An 18253-nucleotide genomic window follows, 5' to 3' on the forward strand; every position below is an offset into this window, starting at 1 on the left:
CCCGCCATGCGTGTCTTGATCGAAGCGCTTCATATCGCCGCAGGAATCGCGGTCGCGTTGCTGATCGGGGCGCTGGCGAGCTGGGCCTATCCGCTCGCGCGGGCGGATGTGTGGCTGGTTACGGGCATTGCGATCCTGTGCATCATCGTGATGGGCGTGGGGCCGATGCGCCGTGCAATGTGGCTGCAGCGCAACCCGCAGGGCGTGAAAGGCGGCAACGATGCCTGACCGGGAGCCCCCCGCGATCGAACCCGCGATTCGCGTCAGCACCATGCCCGCCGACGCCAATGCCTATGGCGATATCTTCGGCGGCTGGCTGGTGGGACAGATGGATTTGGCCGCCGGTCTCGTCGCCGCGCGCCGCGCCAAGGGCCGCGCCGTCACCGTCGCGATGGATTCGATGCAGTTCCACGCGCCGGTTGCGGTCGGTGACGAGGTGTCGGTCTATGCCCAGATCGTCAAAATCGGGCGCAGCTCGATGCTGATCGAGGTCGAAGCCTGGCGCCGCTGTCGCCATGGCGAGGAGCGCGAGCTGGTGACCCAGGCGAACTTCACCTTTGTTGCGGTCGGCGAGGACCGCAAACCACGGCCGGTGGACGGATAGTCCGACCGACCCCATCTCACTCTTCCAACCCTTCCTTCCCCAGGGGCAAAAACATGGCTGAATCCTATGACCTGATCGTGCTCGGCTCCGGACCCGGCGGCTATGTCGCCGCGATCCGCGCGAGCCAGCTCGGTCTCAAGACCGCGATCGTCGAGCGCGAGGTGCTCGGCGGCATCTGCCTCAACTGGGGGTGCATCCCGACCAAGGCGCTGCTGCGCTCGGCCGAGATCTTCCACTTCATGCAGCATGCCAAGGATTATGGTCTGGCTGCGGAGAAGATCAGCGCGGACCTGGATGCGGTGGTCAAGCGCTCGCGCGGTGTGGCCAAGCAGCTCAATCAGGGCATCACGCACCTGATGAAGAAGAACAAGATCGCGGTGCACATGGGCACCGGCAAGCTGACCGGCGCCGGTAAGCCTGGGGGCAAGCTGTCGGTGACCGGCGCGGACGGCAAGGTGACCGAGCTGGCCGCGAAGAACATCATCCTCGCCACCGGCGCGCGCGCCCGTGACCTGCCGAACCTGCCCGCCGATGGTGAGCGCGTGTGGACCTATCGCCATGCGATGACGCCGAAGGAGATGCCGGGCAAGCTGCTGGTCATCGGATCGGGCGCGATCGGGATCGAGTTTGCCAGCTTCTACAACGACATGGGCAGCGATGTGACGGTGGTCGAAATGCTCGACCGCATCGTGCCGGTCGAGGACAAGGACATCTCCGCGCATCTCGAGAAGGCGCTCAAGAAGCAAGGCATGAATATCATGACCAGCGCCAAGATCGAGTCGATCAGCGCCGACAAGAACGGCGTGAAGGCGAAGATCACCGGCAAGGACGGCAAGGCGGTTGCGGGCGAATACAGCCATGTCATCGTCGCGATCGGCATCGTGCCGAACACGGCGGACATCGGCCTCAAGGAACTCGGCGTCGAGGTCGACGATCGCGGTTTCCTCAAGACCGATCCGGCGTGCAAGACCAACATCGATGGCCTCTACGCGATCGGCGACATCACCGCGCCGCCGTGGCTGGCGCACAAGGCGAGCCATGAGGGCGTGATCGCGGCCGAGGCGATTGCGGGCAAGCATCCGCACGCGATGGACCCGCGCAACATCCCCGGCTGTACCTATTGCCACCCGCAGATCGCCAGCGTCGGCCTGACCGAAGGCAAGGCGAAGGAAGCGGGTTACGAGGTCAAGGTCGGCAATTTCCCCTTCATCGGCAACGGCAAGGCGATCGCGCTGGGCGAGCCCGACGGGTTCGTGAAGACGGTGTTCGATGCCAAGACCGGCGAACTGCTCGGCGCGCACATGATCGGGGCGGAAGTGACCGAGATGATCCAGGGCTATACCATCGGCAAGACGCTGGAGACGACCGAGGCGGAGCTGATGGAAACGGTGTTCCCGCACCCGACGATCAGCGAGTCGATGCACGAGAGCGTGCTGGCGGCCTATGGGCGGGTGATCCATATCTGATTGACCTTGATCGTGTTCGCGGCGAGCGTGCTGCGGACACGACAGGGGATATTGGTATGAAGTTCAGCATGATCGGTGCGGCGCTGGCGCTCGCCGCCGCCACCCCCGCGGGCGCCGAGACGGTGGTGGTCACCGCCGACCGGATGATCGACGTGGTCAGCGGCAAGGTGGTCGAGCATCCCGCGATCTTCATCACCGATGGCCGCATCACCAACATTGCCGACGCGCGCATTGTGCGCTGGAGCAGCGATGTCCGGCATATCAACCTGAGCGGGAAGACGATCCTGCCCGGGCTGATCGACATGCATGTCCATCTCGATAGCAATCCCGTTTACGGCGGCTATACCGGCTTGCAGTTCACCGACAGCTTCTGGGCGATTCAGGGGACGGCGAATGCGCGGGCGATGCTGCGCGCGGGCTTTACGACGATCCGCAATGTCGGGTCCGAAAATTATGCCGATGTCGGGTACAAGCAGGCGATTGCAGAGGGGCTGATCGCCGGGCCGCGGATCGTGCCGGGCGCGCATTCGCTGGGCGCGACGGGCGGGCATTGCGACAGCACCTATCTGCCGCCCTCGTTCAAGTCGAAGGGCGTGGCGGTCGGCGACGGGGCGCACGAGTTGCGCCGGATCGTGCGTGAGCAGCGCAAATACGGTGCCGAGGTCATCAAGATCTGCGCCACCGGCGGGGTGTTCTCGCGCAATACCGAACCCGGCCAGCAGCAGCTGTCGGAGGACGAGATGCGCGCCATCGCGGATGAGGCGCATCAATGGGGCCTGAAGGTCGCGGCGCACGCGCATGGTGCTGCGGGGATCAAGGCGGCGATCCGCGCGGGGATCGACACGATCGAACATGCCAGCCTGGTCGATGACGAAGGGATCAGGCTGGCGGTCGCGCGCAAGCAGCCGGTTTGGTTTTCGATGGATATCTACAACACCGAATATACCCAGTCGGAGGGCAAGAAGAACGGCGTGCTCGAGGACAATCTGCGCAAGGACCGCGAGATCGGGCAGATCCAGCGCGATAACTTCCGCAAGGCGCATGCCGCTGGCGTGAAGATGGTGTTTGGCAGCGACGCGGGCGTGATGCCGCACGGCACGGCGGCCGGGCAGTTCAAATATATGGTCGAATACGGGATGATGCCGATTCAGGCGATCCGCGCGGCGACGGTGAACGCCGCCGAGGCGCTGGGGCGCACCAGCGATGTCGGCGCGATCGAGGTCGGGCGCTATGGCGACCTGATCGCGGTCGAGGGCGATCCGTTGAAGGACGTGACCGTGCTGACCAAGGTCACCGATGTGATCAAGGGCGGCGCGCGCGTCGCCGACTGAGGCGCCTTACGAAACGGGCGCGGTTCGTGTGAACCGCGCCCGTTTGTTCGCTTGACGCTGAGGATCGGGCCTAGTCGGATCCGATGATCGATGCGATCGTGATCGGCTGGTCCGAGACGGATTGAACCGGTTCGGCACGCAGTGGCGCGGCGGTGATCGCGCTCATATGCTTCAGGCGACCATCGACATGGCCTCCATTTTCGATCGTGATAGTCTCATATTCGACATCGCCAGTGATGCGCGCGGTGCGCTCGACGGTAAGCAGCTTGGCGCGGACGGTGCCCTCGATCGCGCCGGCAACGCGCGCACTTTCGACCGTGACGCTGCCGAAAATCTGGCTGTCGGCGCCCTGGACAAGCGTGCTGCAATCGACATCGCCCTCGACGCGACCCTCGATATGCAGCTCGCTCGTCGCACGGATGCTGCCAGTGATGACGATGTCCGGCCCGATGACCGAGAACATGCCGCGCTTCGACGCGCCGCCGCTCTGCGTGAGCGGTGCAGGCGACGTGCCGGAACGGTCATCACGCGAACGATTATTGCTGAACATCTTCACTCCGCACTTCCCCGGAAACTGAGTCGCTGTCCGATATCATAGCGGAATCAGGGCCGCAGTATGGCTGGTCGCGGATTTCGTCCCGTTGGGGGATTATCATTTGCATTCGGGATCGCGAGCGGCCTGGCCACGATCAACGTTGCCGCAATCATGCACAGCGCGCCCAACGCGACGACCGGCGGGCCGAGGCCCAGATACCCTGTAATCGCCGCAAACGACCCGATCTGAACCAGTGCGGCGAGCGCGAATGCGGGGCGTGTGCCGCGGGCGATGGCGAAGGCGATGATCAACATGTCGGCGAGCATGAAGTACCGCTCGTGCATGCGTGGCAGCAGCCCTGCGGTAAGCAAAGCGGCCAGCGCCGCCATGCCGACCAGCCCGGCCTTGTCGAACCGTACCACCTGCATCCTCGCGACGAACCATGCGGTCGCACCCAGCGCGGTCGCGAGCGCGAGGCCGAACAGGCGCGGCGCGAAATCGGGAGCTATCATACCGGCGAGCGACCAAATATTTGGTGCATTGCGCGCGATGTCGTTGCTGAACGTGCCGGCCTGGCGGAAATAGATCGTGGCAAGATCGGCGGGAGGCCAGCCGGCCAGCAAGGCCGGGACCATCATCCCCAGCAACGCTGCAGGGGCGGCAAGCCATTGCGCCAGCGGGATGCGACGCTGGATTGCAATAGCGAGGAAAAAGGGGGCGATGAGGACCGCCTGCGCCTTGAACGCCACGGCAACGCCGCACCAGGCAAACATCGTGATGTGCCGGCGCTCGAGGGCCGCCGCCACCGCCATGATGCAAGGCGCCACATAAAGTGCATCGACCTGACCAAGAAGGCCCGCGTTCAACATCACGCTGGGAAGGGCCGGGACGCACAATGCATATCGCCACGCGTGCGGTGTCTTCAGGGCGCGCAGCAGCTGCCAGATCGAGCCGACAAGCCACGCCATTCCGACAAATGCCACAACCTTGATGACGTGCGCGTCAGAGAGCACGCCCTTGAGCGGAGCGGCAAGGGCAAGCAAATAGAGGTAGGGCGGGGAGTAACTGCCAAATGGGGTGGCGAATGCACGCCATCCACCATGGGTCACAGCGTAGTTGAACCAGGGCACATAGTCGATGCCGATGTCCGGTGTGAAGAACGGCCATAGGGCCCACGCCTGAGCCGCCGCCACGAGCACGACGATCGCGACGATCCATTGCGCAGGCGCGGGTGGGGACGATCCCGGGCGGACATTCACGAACGACATTGGCGCAGAACCTAAGACGGTGCGTTTAAGATCGCGTTAAGCCTAGCGATTATCTCGGCGGCCACCGATGGTGGACACGGCGCCCGCAAGAAGGCAGGGTCGGACCGGATGCTGTCTGCATTGTCCTCCGCCGCTCGCTTCCGTATCGCCGCCCTGATCCTGGCGGTGATCGTGCTTGGCCTGATTGCGCTGGGTGCGCGGTGCATGTTGCCGACGATGGTGAGCTGTTCGGCCTCGACGATCTTTGGCGGGCCGGCGCTGGATGTCCCCTACAAGAGCACGCGGCGCGAGGTGGTCGCGCTGATGCTCGAGATGGGGGAGGTGAAGCCCGGCGACACGGTGATCGACCTGGGGACCGGCGATGGGCGCATCCTGATCGCCGCCGCGAAGGAACGCGGGGCGACGGGGCTGGGGGTGGACCTCGATCCGGTGCTGATCCGCAAGGCAAGTGCGGCGGCGCGCAAGGCTGGTGTGGCAGACAAGGTGCGATTCGAAGCGGCGGACCTGTTCGAGACCGATTTGAGCTCGGCCGATGTCGTCACCATGTACCTTCTGCCGGAGGTCAATCTGCGCCTGCGCCCGCAGCTGTTCGCGCAACTCAAACCCGGGACCCGCGTGGTCAGCCATGCGTTTGATATGGGCGACTGGAAGCCGGAGGCGAAGCGCCGCGCCGGGGGCGCTACCGTTTATATGTGGCGCATCCCCGCGCGACCGGATACTCGCGCCCAAACACCCCGTTGACCGGTCGGGGGTGCGCGTATATAGGCCGCGCGCTCGCAGGGATTCCGTCCCGCGAGCTTTAATGAGCTGAACGTTGTTGGAGACGCCAGGGCCCGGAGGCCGCTTTAGGGCCGCCAGGGTCCTTTCGTATTTTCCGGAATCATGGCTCCAGCAAAGTAACCATTGGAAGGTGAAGGGCTTCATGCCGACGATTAACCAGCTGGTCCGCAAGGGCCGCGAACCGCAGAAGGCCAAGAGCAAGGTCCCTGCGATGGAACAGAACCCGCAGAAGCGCGGTGTCTGCACCCGCGTGTACACGACGACCCCGAAAAAGCCGAACTCGGCATTGCGCAAGGTGGCCAAGGTTCGCCTGACCAACCAGCGCGAAGTGATTTCGTACATTCCGGGTGAAGGCCACAATCTTCAGGAGCACTCGGTGGTCCTGATCCGCGGCGGTCGCGTTCGCGATCTTCCCGGCGTGCGCTATCACGTCCTGCGCGGCGTTCTCGATACCCAGGGTGTCAAGGATCGCAAGCAGAGCCGTTCGAAGTACGGCGCGAAGCGTCCGAAGTAAGCCAAAGTAAGCCCCGGACAGGTTCCGGAACCGGCTGAAGTTTTAGAAGGAAATTCAAGATGGCTCGTCGTCGTCGTCCCGAAAAGCGGGAAATCCTGCCCGATCCCGTGTACGGAGATCAGGTTCTGTCGAAGTTCATGAATAGCGTGATGCTGGACGGCAAGAAGGCCGTCGCTGAAGGTATCGTCTATTCGGCGCTTCAGGTTGTCGAGCAGCGTGCGAAGAAGGACCCGATCGGCGTCTTTCATGAAGCGCTCAACAACATCAAGCCGGGCATCGAAGTCCGCAGCCGCCGCGTCGGCGGTGCGACCTATCAGGTCCCGGTCGAGGTGCGCCCCGAGCGCGCCCAGGCACTGGCGATCCGCTGGCTGATCACGTCTGCGCGCAACCGCAGCGAGAACACGATGTCGGCACGCCTGTCGGGTGAGCTGCTGGACGCTTCGAACAATCGCGGCAACGCGGTGAAGAAGCGCGAAGACACGCACCGCATGGCGGAAGCGAACCGCGCGTTCAGCCACTACCGCTGGTAATGACGGCGTTGCCGGTCTTTTTCCGGTAACATTCTTACCTATATCCCGGGGAGTCGCTTCTGGCGGCTCCCCATATCCTTAAGGAACCACGATCATGGCCCGCAGCCATCCGCTCGATCGCTATCGCAATATCGGCATCATGGCGCACATCGACGCCGGTAAGACGACGACGACTGAGCGTATCCTCTATTACACCGGCAAGTCCTACAAGATCGGCGAAGTGCATGAAGGCACGGCGACGATGGACTGGATGGAGCAGGAGCAGGAGCGCGGGATCACGATCACGTCGGCGGCCACCACCTGCAAGTGGAAGGCCGAGGACGGCAATGGCCCCGAGCATCTGATCAACATCATCGACACCCCGGGCCACGTCGACTTCACGATTGAAGTCGAGCGTTCGCTGCGCGTGCTCGACGGCGCGGTTGCGTGCTTCGACGGCGTTGCCGGCGTTGAGCCGCAGTCGGAAACCGTGTGGCGTCAGGCCGACAAGTACGGCGTGCCGCGCATGTGCTTCGTCAACAAGCTCGATCGCACCGGCGCCGACTTCTATTTCTGCGTGGATTCGATCATCGAGCGTCTCGGCGCGCGTCCGGCGGTGCTGTATCTTCCGATCGGTATCGAGGGCGGGTTCAAGGGCCTGGTCGACCTGGTCAACAACCGCGCGATCATCTGGCTCGAAGAGTCGCTGGGCGCGAAGTTCGAATATCAGGACATCCCTGCGGACATGGCCGAAAAGGCCGCCAAGTATCGCAGCGAGCTGATCGAAATGGCCGTCGAGCAGGACGATGCGCTGATGGAAGCGTATCTGGAAGGCAATGAGCCGTCGGTCGCCGACCTCAAGAAGCTGATCCGCAAGGGTACGCTGGCGATGTCGTTCGTGCCGATCGTTTGCGGTTCGGCGTTCAAGAACAAGGGCGTTCAGCCGCTGCTCGACGCAGTGGTCGACTATCTGCCTTCGCCGCTCGACATTCCGGACGTTCAGGGCGTGAAGCTCGACGGCGAGACCCCGGATTCGCGTCCGCCGGCCGACGATGCGCCGCTGTCGCTGCTCGCGTTCAAGATCATGAACGATCCGTTCGTCGGCTCGCTCACCTTCGCCCGCATCTATTCGGGTACGCTGACCAAGGGCAGCTATCTGAACTCGGTGAAGGACAAGAAGGAAAAGATCGGCCGTATGCTCCTCATGCACGCGAACTCGCGTGAGGACATCGATGAGGCGCGTGCAGGCGACATCGTCGCAATCGCGGGCCTCAAGGAGACCACGACCGGCGACACGCTGTGCGACACCGCGCACCCGATCATTCTCGAGCGGATGGAATTCCCCGAGCCGGTGATCGAGCTGTCGGTGGAGCCGAAGACCAAGGCCGACCAGGAAAAGATGGGCCTCGCGCTCAACCGTCTGGCTGCCGAGGATCCCTCGTTCCGCGTTTCGACCGACCATGAGTCGGGCCAGACCATCATCAAGGGCATGGGCGAGCTCCATCTCGAGATCCTGGTCGATCGCATGAAGCGCGAGTTCAAGGTCGAGGCAAATGTCGGCGCGCCGCAGGTGGCGTATCGCGAATACCTCAAGAAGCCGGTCGACATCGACTACACCCACAAGAAGCAGTCGGGCGGCACCGGCCAGTTCGGTCGCGTCAAGGTCAAGCTGACCCCGGGTGAGCGCGGTTCGGGCTTCGTCTTCAAGGACGAGATCAAGGGCGGTAACATTCCGAAGGAATATATCCCGGCGATCGAAAAGGGCTTCCGCGAGACGGCACTGACCGGTTCGCTGGTCGGCTTCCCGATCATCGACTTCGAAGTGCTGCTGTATGACGGCGCATACCATGACGTCGACTCGTCGGCGCTGGCGTTCGAAATCTGTGCCCGCGCCGCGATGCGCGAAGCGGCGCAGAAGTCGGGCATCACGCTGCTCGAGCCGGTGATGAAGGTTGAGGTCGTGACCCCCGAGGACTATCTTGGTGACGTCATCGGCGACATCAACAGCCGTCGTGGTCAGATCCAGGGCACCGACAGCCGTGGTAACGCGCAGACCGTCGATGCGATGGTCCCGCTGGCCAACATGTTCGGTTATGTGAACCAGCTCCGCTCGTTCACGCAGGGACGCGCGCAGTACAGCATGCAGTTCTCGCATTATGACGAAGTGCCGCCGAACGTGGCCGAGGAAGTGAAGGCGAAGCTGGCGTAATTTGTTTGGGGGATGCGCCGTTGGCGCATCCGCGGTGCCGGCCCGCTCCGGCACCGCAGCCCAAACCGACTAAGGCTGGCGTTATCTAGAAACAGCCGTTATGGGGCCGCGTTCGCGTGGCGCCGTGAAGGCCGCGAATCAGAATCCAGAAGGTAGGAAACTAATGGCGAAGGCAAAGTTTGAGCGGAACAAGCCGCATCTCAACATCGGCACCATCGGTCACGTCGATCACGGCAAGACCTCGCTGACGGCGGCGATCACGAAGATCCTGGCAGAGAACGTCGCGGGCAACGCAGCGGTTGACTTCGCCAACATCGACAAGGCTCCCGAAGAGCGCGAGCGCGGCATCACCATCTCGACCGCGCACGTCGAGTATGAGACCGAGTCGCGTCACTATGCGCACGTCGATTGCCCCGGCCACGCCGACTATGTGAAGAACATGATCACCGGCGCGGCGCAGATGGACGGCGCGATCCTGGTCGTGTCGGCCACCGACGGCCCGATGCCGCAGACCAAGGAGCACATCCTGCTCGCCAAGCAGGTCGGCGTTCCGACCATGGTCGTCTTCCTGAACAAGGTTGACCTGGTCGACGACGAGGAAATCCTCGAGCTGGTCGAAATGGAAATCCGCGAAGAGCTGTCGCGTCGCGAGTTCGACGGCGACAATATTCCGATCATCCGCGGTTCGGCGACCTGCGCCCTGTCGGGTTCGAACGACACGCTGGGCAAGGACGCGATCCTCGCGCTCATGGCCGCTGTCGACGAATCGATCCCGCAGCCGGAGCGTCCGCTGGACAAGCCGTTCATGATGCCGATTGAAGACGTGTTCTCGATCTCGGGTCGCGGCACCGTGGTCACCGGCCGCGTCGAGACCGGCGTTGTGAAGGTTGGCGAGGAAGTCGAGATCGTTGGCATTCAGCCGACCGTCCGCAAGACCACCGTGACCGGCGTCGAAATGTTCCGCAAGCTGCTCGACCAGGGCCAGGCAGGCGACAACATCGGCGCGCTGATCCGCGGCGTTGCACGTGACGAAGTCGAGCGCGGCCAGGTTCTGGCCAAGCCGGGTTCGATCACCCCGCACACCGACTTCCAGTCGTCGGTGTACGTCCTGTCGAAGGACGAGGGTGGCCGTCACACGCCGTTCTTCGCGAACTATCGTCCGCAGTTCTACTTCCGCACCACCGACGTCACTGGCACGATCGAGCTGCCTGAGGGCACCGAGATGGTCATGCCGGGCGACGAAGTCGCGCTGGGCGTGAAGCTGATCGCGCCGATCGCAATGGACATCGGCCAGCGCTTCACGATCCGCGAAGGCGGCCGCACCGTCGGTGCAGGCGTCGTCGCTTCGATCGACAAGTAATCGACGCCCGCAAGGGCTGAGAATGAAGAGCCCGGCTTCCCCCAGGGGAGGCCGGGCTTTTTGTTTGTGGGCTGCGCCGGAAGCGATATCGTTGGCAGATGATTTGGAACATCGTCGACAACCGCACTCGCAAATACCGCTGGAAGACGATCAATGCGATCGTAGAGGCGGTGGAGCACGACAATAGCTGCAAGGACGCAGACCAGGCCCCTGACCAGGATTCGGCGACCTATGTCCTCTATGACGCCCTGGAGGCGGTTTCCGTGAGTGATGCGGTGGCGTGGGCGATGGGACAGCGCGGTCCCGTGACTCTCTTCTTGTACGATGAGGGTGGCGGGTTTTCGGATGAGGAGCATTTTACAGAGATGGGTGCCCGCTTTGCCGAAGATGGGCAGCGTGATCCGGCTGAAGACCGGGGTGACGGTGGAGGGAAGGGTTAGGCGAAATTTCTGCGCCTTGCCCTCTTGCCATTCGCCCGCTTCCGCTGTAGTGGCCCGCCTTCGTTTTAGCGTATGAACCAGCAAGAGGCGTGTTTCACGCGCCCCGCTCTTTCGCATTGGTAGGGACATGGACAACAATATCCGCATCCGCCTGAAGGCGTTCGACCACCGCGTGCTCGATCAGGCCGCAAGCGACATCGCCGACACCGCGCGCCGCACTGGCGCGATGATCCGTGGCCCGATCCCGCTCCCGACCCACATCGACAAGTTCACGGTCAACCGTGGCCCGCACATCGACAAGAAGTCGCGTGAGCAGTTCGAGACGCGCACCTACAAGCGCCTGCTCGACATCGTTCAGCCCACCGCCCAGACCGTTGACGCGCTGATGAAGCTCGACCTCGCCGCTGGCGTTGACGTGGAGATCAAGCTGGCCTAAAGGCCGCGCTCTCCCAACGAGATTCGCGATTCCATTGGAGTCGCGCAGGGCTGGCCGGATCGATCCCGATCCGATGATCCGACCCGGAGCGAAAGCTCAAACGACATAGGGATACCGCCGGGTCAGGCTCCGCAAGGAAAATGGCCCGGGCCTGCGTCCCCCGTCTTTTCCGCCCTCGGGTGGGAATTCAGCCCGGACGGGGGCTCGTACTGCATATTTGGGCTGAAGCACGCACCCTTCGGAATGGTCCGCGGGGTGCCTCTGTATTGAGGAGCAACAGATCATGCGCACTGGCGTGATCGCGAAGAAGCTGGGGATGACCCGCCTGTTCAAGGACGATGGCCGCCACGTGCCGGTTACCGTCCTGAGCCTCGAAGGGCTGCAGGTTGTCTCGGTTCGCGAAAAAGATCGTGACGGCTACACCGCCGTCCAGCTTGGCGCAGGCAGCGCCAAGGCAAAGAATGTCGCCAAGCCGCAGCGTGGCCAGTTCGGCAAGGCCGAAGTGGAGCCCAAGGCGGTCCTCGCGGAATTCCGCGTTGACGAAGACGGTCTGCTTGACGTGGGCGCCGAGATTTCGGCCGACCATTATGTCGCAGGCCAGTATGTCGATATCCAGGGCAAGACCCAGGGTAAGGGCTTCCAGGGCGGCATGAAGCGCTGGGGCTTCGGTGGTATGCGCGCGACGCACGGCGTCTCGATCAGCCACCGTGCACTCGGTTCGACCGGTCAGCGCCAGGATCCGGGCAAGGTCTTCAAGAACAAGAAGATGGCCGGCCACATGGGCGACAAGTTTCGCACGCAGCAGAATCTCGAAATCGTCGGCACCGACGTCGAGCGCGGCCTGATCTTCGTCAAGGGCTCGGTCCCTGGCTCGAAGGGCGGCTGGCTCTATGTCAAGGATGCGGTCAAGGTCGCGCGTCACGCCGACGCGCCGTTCCCCGCCGGCATCAAGAGTGCTGCCAACACCAACGACACCGCTGCAGCGGACACCCCGGCCGATACGGCTGAGGCACCTGCGGCGACCGACGGCCAGGAGGGCTGAACGTGAAGGTCAAGGTTCAAACCCTCGACGCCAAGGCATCGGGCGATATCGAGCTGAAGGACGAAGTCTTCGGTCTCGAGCCGCGCGCCGACATCCTGCACCGCGTCGTCACCTGGCAGCTGTGGAATCGCCGCGGCACCGCACGTCCGACGCGTGAGCGTTCGGAGGTGTCGCGCACCGGCAAGAAGTTCGGTCGTCAGAAGGGCGGCGGTACCGCTCGTCACGGCGATCGCGCAGCCCCGATCTTCATCGGCGGTGGTAAGGCTCACGGTGCGCGTCTCCGTGACTTTAACAGCTCGCTGAACAAGAAGATTCGCGCGCTGGGCCTGAAGATGGCGCTGTCGAGCCACGCCAAGGCGGGTTCGCTGATCGTCCTCGACGGGTTCGAGGCGAGCAAGACGGCGGCGCTCAAGGACCAGCTCGCTGGCCTCAACGTCGGCAAGAAGACGCTGGTGATCGACGGTGAAGCCGGTGACGGTTTCCTCGCAGCACGCAACCTGGTGGGCGTCAACGTCCTCCCGGCAGTCGGCGCCAACGTCTATGACATCCTGAAGCACGACACGCTGGTCCTGACCCGCGCTGCCGTCGAAAAGCTGGAGGCGCGCTTCAATGGCTAAGAAGCAGGAGCAGATCGACATCCGTCATTATGACGTGATTGTCGCGCCGCACATCACCGAGAAGTCGACCCTGGTCTCCGAGCACAATGCGGTGGTCTTCAAGGTCGCCGGTGAAGCGACCAAGCCGCAGATTAAGGCTGCGGTCGAGGCGATCTTCGGCGTTGGTGTCACCGCGGTGAACACGATCGTCCAGAAGGGCAAGACGAAGCGCTGGAAGGGCAAGCCCTACACGCGCAGCGACATCAAGAAGGCGATCGTCACGCTGAAGGACGGCGATTCGATCGACGTCACGCAGGGGGTCAACTGACATGGCTCTGAAGAATTATAACCCGACCTCGCCGGCGCGGCGTGGCCTGATCCTGGTGGACCGTTCGGGTCTGCACAAGGGCGGTCCCGTCAAGGCGCTGACCGAAGGCAAGCGCAAGACCGGTGGCCGTAACAACAAGGGCCACGTGACGTCGCGCGGCATCGCGGGTGGCCACAAGCAGCGTTACCGCATCATCGACTTCAAGCGCCGGTTGTGGGACGTCGAAGGCACCGTGGAGCGGATCGAGTATGATCCCAACCGCACCGCCTTCATCGCGCTGATCAACTATGGTGACACGCCGGAAGGCAAGGCCAATGTCGCGTACATCATCGCTCCCCAGCGCCTCGGCGTTGGTGACAAGGTGATCGCCGGCAAGAAGACCGACGTGAAGCCGGGCAACGCCATGGAGCTGGGCCAGATGCCGGTCGGCACCATCGTCCACAATGTGGAGATGAAGCCGGGCAAGGGTGGCCAGATCGCACGTTCGGCAGGCACCTATGTGCAGGTCGTCGGTCGTGATCGCGGCATGGTGATCGTTCGCCTGAACTCGGGCGAGCAGCGCTACATCCGTGCGGACTGCATGGGCACCGTTGGCGCCGTGTCGAACCCCGACAATGGCAACACTAACCTCGCCAAGGCTGGCCGCAACCGCTGGAAGGGCATCCGCCCGCTGACCCGCGGTGTCGCCAAGAACCCGGTCGACCATCCGCACGGCGGTGGTGAAGGCCGGACCTCGGGCGGCCGTCATCCGGTCACCCCGTGGGGCAAGCCGACCAAGGGTGCGCGCACCCGTCACAACAAGGCGACGGATAAGTTCATTATCCGCAGCCGCCACGCGAAGAAGAAGGGCTAACCTATGGCTCGCTCCGTTTGGAAGGGTCCGTTCGTGGACCTCCACCTCCTGAAGAAGGCGGAAGTCGCTCAGGAGAGCTCGGGCCGTAGCGGTCCGATCAAGACCTGGTCGCGTCGTTCGACCATCCTGCCGCAGTTCGTCGGCCTGACCTTCAGCGTCTACAACGGCCGCAAGTTCGTGCCGGTGTCGGTCAACGAAGACATGGTCGGCATGAAGCTCGGCGAGTTCGCCCCGACCCGGTTCTTCCCGGGCCACGCGGCCGACAAGAAGGGTAAGCGCTAACATGTCGAAGCCCAAGGCTCCCCGTCGCGTTGGCGACAATGAGGCGCTGTCGGTTGGCACGCAGATCCGTGGTTCGGCGCAGAAGCTGAACCTGGTTGCTGGCCTGATCCGCGGCAAGCGTGCCGGTGACGCACTCAACATCCTCTCCTTCAGCACGAAGGCGATGGCGGTTGACGCGCGCAAGGTGCTGGCTTCGGCCATCGCCAATGCCGAGAACAACCACAACCTCGACGTCGACGCACTCGTCGTCGCCGAGGCGTCGGTCGGCAAGTCCATCACCATGAAGCGGTTCCACACCCGTGGTCGCGGCAAGTCGACGCGCATCCTGAAGCCGTTCAGCCGTCTGCGCATCGTGGTGCGCGAAGTGCAGGAAGAAGCATAATGGGTCACAAGAGCAACCCGATCGGTCTGCGCCTGCAGATCAACCGCACCTGGGACAGCCGCTGGTTCGCAGAAGGCGCCGACTATGGCCGCCTGCTGCTTGAAGACCTCAAGATGCGTCAGTTCATCATGAAGACGCTGCCGCAGGCGGCGATCTCCAAGGTGGTGATCGAGCGTCCGGCCAAGCTGTGCCGCGTCAGCATCTTTGCTGCACGTCCCGGCGTGATCATCGGCAAGAAGGGCACGGACATCGAGAAGCTTCGCAAGAAGCTCGCGTCGATGACCAGCTCGGACGTGTCGCTGAACATCGTCGAGATCCGCAAGCCGGAAGTCGATGCCAAGCTCGTTGCGCAGGGCATCGCCGATCAGCTGGAGCGCCGCATCGCGTTCCGTCGTGCCATGAAGCGCGCCGTTCAGTCGGCGATGCGTCTCGGCGCGGAAGGCATCCGGATCAACTGTGGTGGCCGTCTGGGCGGCGCGGAAATCGCGCGTTCGGAATGGTATCGTGAAGGCCGCGTTCCGCTGCACACGCTGCGCGCGAACGTCGATCACGCCACCGCCGAAGCGCACACCGCCTATGGCGTGTGCGGCGTCAAGGTCTGGATCTTCAAGGGCGAGATCCTGGGCCATGATCCGATGGCGACCGATCGCCTGAACATGGAATCGCAGACGTCGGGCGTTCGCCCTGCGCGCGATGACCGTCGCTAAGGGTTAGAGACAATGTTGCAACCGAAGCGCACCAAGTTCCGCAAGGCCTTCAAGGGCCGGATCAAGGGTGAGACCAAGGGCGGCGCGACGCTGAACTTCGGGTCGTACGGCCTGAAGGCGATGGAGCCGGAGCGGATCACCGCACGCCAGATCGAGGCGGCTCGCCGCGCGATCACGCGCCACATCAAGCGTCAGGGCCGTTTGTGGATCCGCATTTTCCCGGATCTGCCGGTGTCGAGCAAGCCTGCCGAAGTCCGCATGGGCTCGGGCAAGGGTGCCCCTGAGTATTGGGCAGCGCGCGTTGCGCCTGGCCGCATCCTGTTCGAGCTGGACGGCGTTCCCGGCCCGCTCGCTGCAGAAGCGTTCGAGCGTGCGGCGATGAAGCTGCCGATCAAGACCAAGGTCGTGGCCCGCCTCGGCGACACGTCGCACCTGGAGGGTTAAGAGATGACCAAGGCAACCGATCTGCGCGCCAAGAGCGACGATCAGCTGGGCGACGAGCTGGGCAACCTGAAGCGCGAGGCATTCAACCTGCGTTTTCAGGCGGCGACCAGCCAGCTCGAAAAGCCGAGCCGCGTGAAGGAAGTCCGCAAGGACATCGCCCGCATCAAGACGCTGCAGAACGAGCGCTCGCGCTCGGCTGCGAAGTAAGAGGACAACGAACATGCCGAAGCGCGTGCTGACCGGGCAGATCGTGTCCGACAAGGGCGACAAGACGGTGGTCGTGAACGTGGAGCGCAAGGTCAAGCACCCGCTCTACGGCAAGATCATCCGGCGCTCGAAGAAGTATCACGCCCATGACGAGGCGAACGAGTATAAGGCGGGCGAGACCGTGCGGATCGAAGAGACCGCGCCGATCAGCAAGCTGAAGACCTGGAAGGTGATCGAGCGGGTTAACACCCACGCGACCCCCGAGCGGGCCGACATCGCTTAAGACCCCGCAAGGGTCTCAAGAGTTCAACTGGAACCCCCGGAACATGTTCCGGTAGGCCAAGAGAGAAGGAACCGGATCAATGATCCAGATGCAGTCCAATCTCGACGTCGCAGATAACAGCGGCGCGAAGCGGGTGCAGTGCATCAAGGTGCTGGGCGGGTCGAAGCGTCGCTTCGCCGGCGTCGGCGACGTCATCGTCGTCAGCATCAAGGAAGCACAGCCCCGCGGCAAGGTGAAGAAGGGTGACGTGCACCGTGCCGTCATCGTCCGCACCGCCAAGGACGTCCGCCGCGCCGATGGCTCGGTGATCCGCTTCGACGGCAATGCTGCCGTCCTGGTCAACAAGAACGAGGAGCCGATCGGCACTCGTATTTTTGGCCCGGTGGTCCGCGAGCTTCGCTCGAAGGGCTTCATGAAGATCATTTCGCTCGCCCCTGAGGTGCTGTGATGGCTGCTGCCAAGATCAAGAAGGGCGACCAGGTCATCGTCCTGTCCGGCAAGGACAAGGGCAAGACCGGTGAAGTCGTCAAGTCGATGCCAAAGGCCGACAAGGTCGTGGTGTCGGGCGTGAACATCGCCGTGCGTCACACCAAGCCGAGCCAGGGCGACCCGCAGGGTGGCCTGAAGCGCGCCGAGGCTCCGCTGCACGTGTCGAATGTCGCGCATGTGACGAAGGACGGCAAGGCGACCCGCGTCCGCTTCGAGGAGCGTGACGGCAAGAAGGTCCGCGTTGCGGTCAAGACCGGGGATGTCATCTGATGGCTGATACCTACACCCCCCGCATGAAGTCGAAGTACGACGCGGAAATCGCCAAGGCGATGACCGAGAAGTTCGGCTACAAGAATGCGATGGAAGTGCCGAAGATCTCGAAGATCGTGCTCAACATGGGCGTCGGCGAAGCGACCCAGGACAAGAAGAAGGTCGAGCAGGCAGCGTCCGAAATGGAGCTGATTGCTGGCCAGAAGCCTGTCGTGACCAAGGCCAAGAAGTCGATCGCGCAGTTCAAGCTGCGTGAAGGCATGGCGATCGGTTGCAAGGTGACGCTGCGTCGTGAGCGTATGTACGAGTTCCTCGACCGCTTCATCACCATCGCGCTGCCGCGCGTGCGCGATTTCCGCGGCCTGAACGACAAGTCGTTCGACGGCCGTGGCAACTACGCCTGCGGCATCAAGGAACAGATCGTGTTCCCCGAGATCAACTATGACCGCATCGACAAGGTGCGCGGCATGGACGTGATCGTGACCACCACCGCCAAGACCGACGAGGAAGCTCGCGAGCTTCTCCGTCTCTTCGGTTTCCCGTTCCCCATCGAGGCGGACGGTGAAGCGAAGCAGGCCGCGTAAGGGAAAGAGAACTTAAGTCATGGCGAAACTGAGTTCCGTGCTCAAGAACGAGCGTCGCAAGCAGCTGGTGAAGAAGTACGCCGGCCGCTACGCGAAGCTTAAGGCGATTGCGAACGACAAGTCGCTCGATGAGACCGAGCGTCTGATCGCGCGCTTGAAGATGGCCGAGATTCCCCGCAACGGGAACCCGACCCGCATCCGCAACCGGTGCGAGCTGACCGGTCGTCCGCGCGGTTACTACCGCAAGTTCCGTCTCGCACGTGTCATGCTGCGCGATCTGGCCAACAAGGGCCTGATCCCGGGTGTCACGAAGTCGAGCTGGTAAGGATCACGA

The 18253-nt window shown here is 63.3% G+C and carries 27 protein-coding genes; 25 read left to right on the top strand and 2 right to left on the bottom strand.

Annotation, left to right across the window (positions count from 1 at the left end; all coding sequences use genetic code 11):
- Positions 1 to 6 precede the first annotated feature (6 nt).
- From VGN66_RS08530 to VGN66_RS08545, 4 genes are read left to right on the top strand one after another with little or no spacing between them, the layout of a single operon-like run.
- A complete protein-coding gene (locus tag VGN66_RS08530; RefSeq protein WP_327518402.1) occupies positions 7 to 228 on the top strand; it encodes a hypothetical protein in 222 nt (73 codons plus the stop codon).
- Complete coding sequence (locus VGN66_RS08535) at positions 221 to 604, top strand: acyl-CoA thioesterase (protein WP_066659757.1); 384 nt, start codon at positions 221 to 223, stop codon at positions 602 to 604. The genes VGN66_RS08530 and VGN66_RS08535 overlap by 8 nt, the downstream gene beginning before the upstream one ends.
- Before the next feature lie 53 nt (positions 605 to 657).
- The gene (lpdA, locus tag VGN66_RS08540) at positions 658 to 2070 is read left to right on the top strand and encodes a dihydrolipoyl dehydrogenase (RefSeq protein WP_327518403.1); all 1413 of its coding nucleotides are present in this window, start codon (positions 658 to 660) and stop codon (positions 2068 to 2070) included.
- A 56-nt stretch (positions 2071 to 2126) separates the two neighbouring features.
- Positions 2127 to 3401 carry a metal-dependent hydrolase family protein gene (locus VGN66_RS08545; RefSeq protein WP_327518404.1) on the top strand — a complete coding sequence of 425 codons (1275 nt, stop codon included), beginning with the start codon at positions 2127 to 2129 and terminating at the stop codon, positions 3399 to 3401.
- 70 nt (positions 3402 to 3471) lie between these two features.
- On the opposite strand, the gene VGN66_RS08550 is transcribed toward VGN66_RS08545, so the two are convergent.
- Both VGN66_RS08550 and VGN66_RS08555 read right to left on the bottom strand, forming a co-directional pair.
- A complete protein-coding gene (locus tag VGN66_RS08550) occupies positions 3472 to 3951 on the bottom strand; it encodes a polymer-forming cytoskeletal protein (RefSeq protein WP_327518405.1) in 480 nt (159 codons plus the stop codon).
- A 53-nt stretch (positions 3952 to 4004) separates the two neighbouring features.
- Positions 4005 to 5204 carry a hypothetical protein gene (locus VGN66_RS08555; RefSeq protein WP_327518406.1) on the bottom strand — a complete coding sequence of 400 codons (1200 nt, stop codon included), beginning with the start codon at positions 5202 to 5204 and terminating at the stop codon, positions 4005 to 4007.
- Positions 5205 to 5312: 108 nt separating this feature from the next.
- Between VGN66_RS08555 and VGN66_RS08560 the strand changes: the two genes are divergently transcribed.
- From VGN66_RS08560 to rpsN, 21 genes are all read left to right on the top strand, one after another.
- The gene (locus VGN66_RS08560) at positions 5313 to 5945 is read left to right on the top strand and encodes an SAM-dependent methyltransferase (RefSeq protein ID WP_327518407.1); all 633 of its coding nucleotides are present in this window, start codon (positions 5313 to 5315) and stop codon (positions 5943 to 5945) included.
- A gap of 181 nt (positions 5946 to 6126) precedes the next feature.
- Positions 6127 to 6498 (top strand): 30S ribosomal protein S12, encoded by a 372-nt coding sequence (gene rpsL, locus VGN66_RS08565; RefSeq protein ID WP_019831557.1) that lies wholly within the window; start codon positions 6127 to 6129, stop codon positions 6496 to 6498.
- Positions 6499 to 6557: 59 nt separating this feature from the next.
- Positions 6558 to 7028: a 30S ribosomal protein S7 gene (gene rpsG, locus VGN66_RS08570; RefSeq protein ID WP_224920535.1), complete on the top strand. Its 471-nt coding sequence runs from the start codon at positions 6558 to 6560 to the stop codon at positions 7026 to 7028.
- A 94-nt stretch (positions 7029 to 7122) separates the two neighbouring features.
- Positions 7123 to 9216 carry an elongation factor G gene (gene fusA / locus VGN66_RS08575; RefSeq protein WP_224920536.1) on the top strand — a complete coding sequence of 698 codons (2094 nt, stop codon included), beginning with the start codon at positions 7123 to 7125 and terminating at the stop codon, positions 9214 to 9216.
- A gap of 163 nt (positions 9217 to 9379) precedes the next feature.
- Positions 9380 to 10576 (top strand): elongation factor Tu, encoded by a 1197-nt coding sequence (gene tuf / locus VGN66_RS08580; protein ID WP_224920537.1) that lies wholly within the window; start codon positions 9380 to 9382, stop codon positions 10574 to 10576.
- A gap of 98 nt (positions 10577 to 10674) precedes the next feature.
- Positions 10675 to 11016 (top strand): hypothetical protein, encoded by a 342-nt coding sequence (locus VGN66_RS08585; protein ID WP_327518408.1) that lies wholly within the window; start codon positions 10675 to 10677, stop codon positions 11014 to 11016.
- 127 nt (positions 11017 to 11143) lie between these two features.
- Positions 11144 to 11452: a 30S ribosomal protein S10 gene (gene rpsJ / locus VGN66_RS08590; RefSeq protein ID WP_066664400.1), complete on the top strand. Its 309-nt coding sequence runs from the start codon at positions 11144 to 11146 to the stop codon at positions 11450 to 11452.
- A 283-nt stretch (positions 11453 to 11735) separates the two neighbouring features.
- Positions 11736 to 12494: a 50S ribosomal protein L3 gene (gene rplC / locus VGN66_RS08595; RefSeq protein ID WP_224920538.1), complete on the top strand. Its 759-nt coding sequence runs from the start codon at positions 11736 to 11738 to the stop codon at positions 12492 to 12494.
- Positions 12495 to 12496: 2 nt separating this feature from the next.
- Positions 12497 to 13111, top strand: coding sequence for a 50S ribosomal protein L4 (rplD, locus tag VGN66_RS08600; RefSeq protein ID WP_224920539.1), 615 nt, complete (start codon positions 12497 to 12499; stop codon positions 13109 to 13111).
- Complete coding sequence (locus VGN66_RS08605; protein WP_224920540.1) at positions 13104 to 13418, top strand: 50S ribosomal protein L23; 315 nt, start codon at positions 13104 to 13106, stop codon at positions 13416 to 13418. The genes rplD and VGN66_RS08605 overlap by 8 nt, the downstream gene beginning before the upstream one ends.
- A 1-nt stretch (position 13419) precedes the next feature.
- Complete coding sequence (rplB, locus tag VGN66_RS08610) at positions 13420 to 14271, top strand: 50S ribosomal protein L2 (protein WP_224920541.1); 852 nt, start codon at positions 13420 to 13422, stop codon at positions 14269 to 14271.
- Positions 14272 to 14274: 3 nt separating this feature from the next.
- Positions 14275 to 14553 carry a 30S ribosomal protein S19 gene (gene rpsS / locus VGN66_RS08615; RefSeq protein ID WP_224920542.1) on the top strand — a complete coding sequence of 93 codons (279 nt, stop codon included), beginning with the start codon at positions 14275 to 14277 and terminating at the stop codon, positions 14551 to 14553.
- A 1-nt stretch (position 14554) separates the two neighbouring features.
- On the top strand, positions 14555 to 14935 hold the full coding sequence (rplV, locus tag VGN66_RS08620; protein WP_294019501.1) for a 50S ribosomal protein L22: 381 nt from the start codon (positions 14555 to 14557) through the stop codon (positions 14933 to 14935).
- Positions 14935 to 15642: a 30S ribosomal protein S3 gene (gene rpsC / locus VGN66_RS08625; protein ID WP_224920544.1), complete on the top strand. Its 708-nt coding sequence runs from the start codon at positions 14935 to 14937 to the stop codon at positions 15640 to 15642. Before rplV ends, rpsC begins: the two co-directional genes overlap by 1 nt.
- Before the next feature lie 12 nt (positions 15643 to 15654).
- Positions 15655 to 16086 carry a 50S ribosomal protein L16 gene (gene rplP, locus VGN66_RS08630; protein WP_224920545.1) on the top strand — a complete coding sequence of 144 codons (432 nt, stop codon included), beginning with the start codon at positions 15655 to 15657 and terminating at the stop codon, positions 16084 to 16086.
- A gap of 3 nt (positions 16087 to 16089) precedes the next feature.
- Positions 16090 to 16293: a 50S ribosomal protein L29 gene (rpmC, locus tag VGN66_RS08635; RefSeq protein WP_224920546.1), complete on the top strand. Its 204-nt coding sequence runs from the start codon at positions 16090 to 16092 to the stop codon at positions 16291 to 16293.
- Positions 16294 to 16306: 13 nt separating this feature from the next.
- On the top strand, positions 16307 to 16576 hold the full coding sequence (rpsQ, locus tag VGN66_RS08640) for a 30S ribosomal protein S17 (protein WP_066574429.1): 270 nt from the start codon (positions 16307 to 16309) through the stop codon (positions 16574 to 16576).
- Positions 16577 to 16655: 79 nt separating this feature from the next.
- A complete protein-coding gene (gene rplN, locus VGN66_RS08645; RefSeq protein ID WP_066574426.1) occupies positions 16656 to 17024 on the top strand; it encodes a 50S ribosomal protein L14 in 369 nt (122 codons plus the stop codon).
- Positions 17024 to 17335 (top strand): 50S ribosomal protein L24, encoded by a 312-nt coding sequence (gene rplX, locus VGN66_RS08650; RefSeq protein ID WP_224920547.1) that lies wholly within the window; start codon positions 17024 to 17026, stop codon positions 17333 to 17335. Before rplN ends, rplX begins: the two co-directional genes overlap by 1 nt.
- Complete coding sequence (gene rplE, locus VGN66_RS08655; protein WP_224920548.1) at positions 17335 to 17919, top strand: 50S ribosomal protein L5; 585 nt, start codon at positions 17335 to 17337, stop codon at positions 17917 to 17919. The genes rplX and rplE overlap by 1 nt, the downstream gene beginning before the upstream one ends.
- Positions 17920 to 17938: 19 nt before the next feature.
- A complete protein-coding gene (gene rpsN / locus VGN66_RS08660) occupies positions 17939 to 18244 on the top strand; it encodes a 30S ribosomal protein S14 (protein WP_224920549.1) in 306 nt (101 codons plus the stop codon).
- Positions 18245 to 18253: the final 9 nt, after the last annotated feature.

Source organism: Sphingomonas sp. (genome assembly GCF_035998645.1).
Lineage (GTDB): Bacteria > Pseudomonadota > Alphaproteobacteria > Sphingomonadales > Sphingomonadaceae > Sphingomonas.

Bases quoted from the DNA above. Each gene is read 5' to 3' on its own strand.
- VGN66_RS08530 (WP_327518402.1), top strand. From the start codon at position 7: ATGCGTGTCTTGATCGAAGCGCTTCATATCGCCGCAGGAATCGCGGTC.
- VGN66_RS08535 (WP_066659757.1), top strand. From the start codon at position 221: ATGCCTGACCGGGAGCCCCCCGCGATCGAACCCGCGATTCGCGTCAGC.
- lpdA (WP_327518403.1), top strand. From the start codon at position 658: ATGGCTGAATCCTATGACCTGATCGTGCTCGGCTCCGGACCCGGCGGC.
- VGN66_RS08545 (WP_327518404.1), top strand. From the start codon at position 2,127: ATGAAGTTCAGCATGATCGGTGCGGCGCTGGCGCTCGCCGCCGCCACC.
- VGN66_RS08550 (WP_327518405.1), bottom strand. From the start codon at position 3,951: ATGTTCAGCAATAATCGTTCGCGTGATGACCGTTCCGGCACGTCGCCT.
- VGN66_RS08555 (WP_327518406.1), bottom strand. From the start codon at position 5,204: ATGTCGTTCGTGAATGTCCGCCCGGGATCGTCCCCACCCGCGCCTGCG.
- VGN66_RS08560 (WP_327518407.1), top strand. From the start codon at position 5,313: ATGCTGTCTGCATTGTCCTCCGCCGCTCGCTTCCGTATCGCCGCCCTG.
- rpsL (WP_019831557.1), top strand. From the start codon at position 6,127: ATGCCGACGATTAACCAGCTGGTCCGCAAGGGCCGCGAACCGCAGAAG.
- rpsG (WP_224920535.1), top strand. From the start codon at position 6,558: ATGGCTCGTCGTCGTCGTCCCGAAAAGCGGGAAATCCTGCCCGATCCC.
- fusA (WP_224920536.1), top strand. From the start codon at position 7,123: ATGGCCCGCAGCCATCCGCTCGATCGCTATCGCAATATCGGCATCATG.
- tuf (WP_224920537.1), top strand. From the start codon at position 9,380: ATGGCGAAGGCAAAGTTTGAGCGGAACAAGCCGCATCTCAACATCGGC.
- VGN66_RS08585 (WP_327518408.1), top strand. From the start codon at position 10,675: ATGATTTGGAACATCGTCGACAACCGCACTCGCAAATACCGCTGGAAG.
- rpsJ (WP_066664400.1), top strand. From the start codon at position 11,144: ATGGACAACAATATCCGCATCCGCCTGAAGGCGTTCGACCACCGCGTG.
- rplC (WP_224920538.1), top strand. From the start codon at position 11,736: ATGCGCACTGGCGTGATCGCGAAGAAGCTGGGGATGACCCGCCTGTTC.
- VGN66_RS08605 (WP_224920540.1), top strand. From the start codon at position 13,104: ATGGCTAAGAAGCAGGAGCAGATCGACATCCGTCATTATGACGTGATT.
- rplB (WP_224920541.1), top strand. From the start codon at position 13,420: ATGGCTCTGAAGAATTATAACCCGACCTCGCCGGCGCGGCGTGGCCTG.
- rpsS (WP_224920542.1), top strand. From the start codon at position 14,275: ATGGCTCGCTCCGTTTGGAAGGGTCCGTTCGTGGACCTCCACCTCCTG.
- rplV (WP_294019501.1), top strand. From the start codon at position 14,555: ATGTCGAAGCCCAAGGCTCCCCGTCGCGTTGGCGACAATGAGGCGCTG.
- rpsC (WP_224920544.1), top strand. From the start codon at position 14,935: ATGGGTCACAAGAGCAACCCGATCGGTCTGCGCCTGCAGATCAACCGC.
- rplP (WP_224920545.1), top strand. From the start codon at position 15,655: ATGTTGCAACCGAAGCGCACCAAGTTCCGCAAGGCCTTCAAGGGCCGG.
- rpmC (WP_224920546.1), top strand. From the start codon at position 16,090: ATGACCAAGGCAACCGATCTGCGCGCCAAGAGCGACGATCAGCTGGGC.
- rpsQ (WP_066574429.1), top strand. From the start codon at position 16,307: ATGCCGAAGCGCGTGCTGACCGGGCAGATCGTGTCCGACAAGGGCGAC.
- rplN (WP_066574426.1), top strand. From the start codon at position 16,656: ATGATCCAGATGCAGTCCAATCTCGACGTCGCAGATAACAGCGGCGCG.
- rplX (WP_224920547.1), top strand. From the start codon at position 17,024: ATGGCTGCTGCCAAGATCAAGAAGGGCGACCAGGTCATCGTCCTGTCC.
- rplE (WP_224920548.1), top strand. From the start codon at position 17,335: ATGGCTGATACCTACACCCCCCGCATGAAGTCGAAGTACGACGCGGAA.
- rpsN (WP_224920549.1), top strand. From the start codon at position 17,939: ATGGCGAAACTGAGTTCCGTGCTCAAGAACGAGCGTCGCAAGCAGCTG.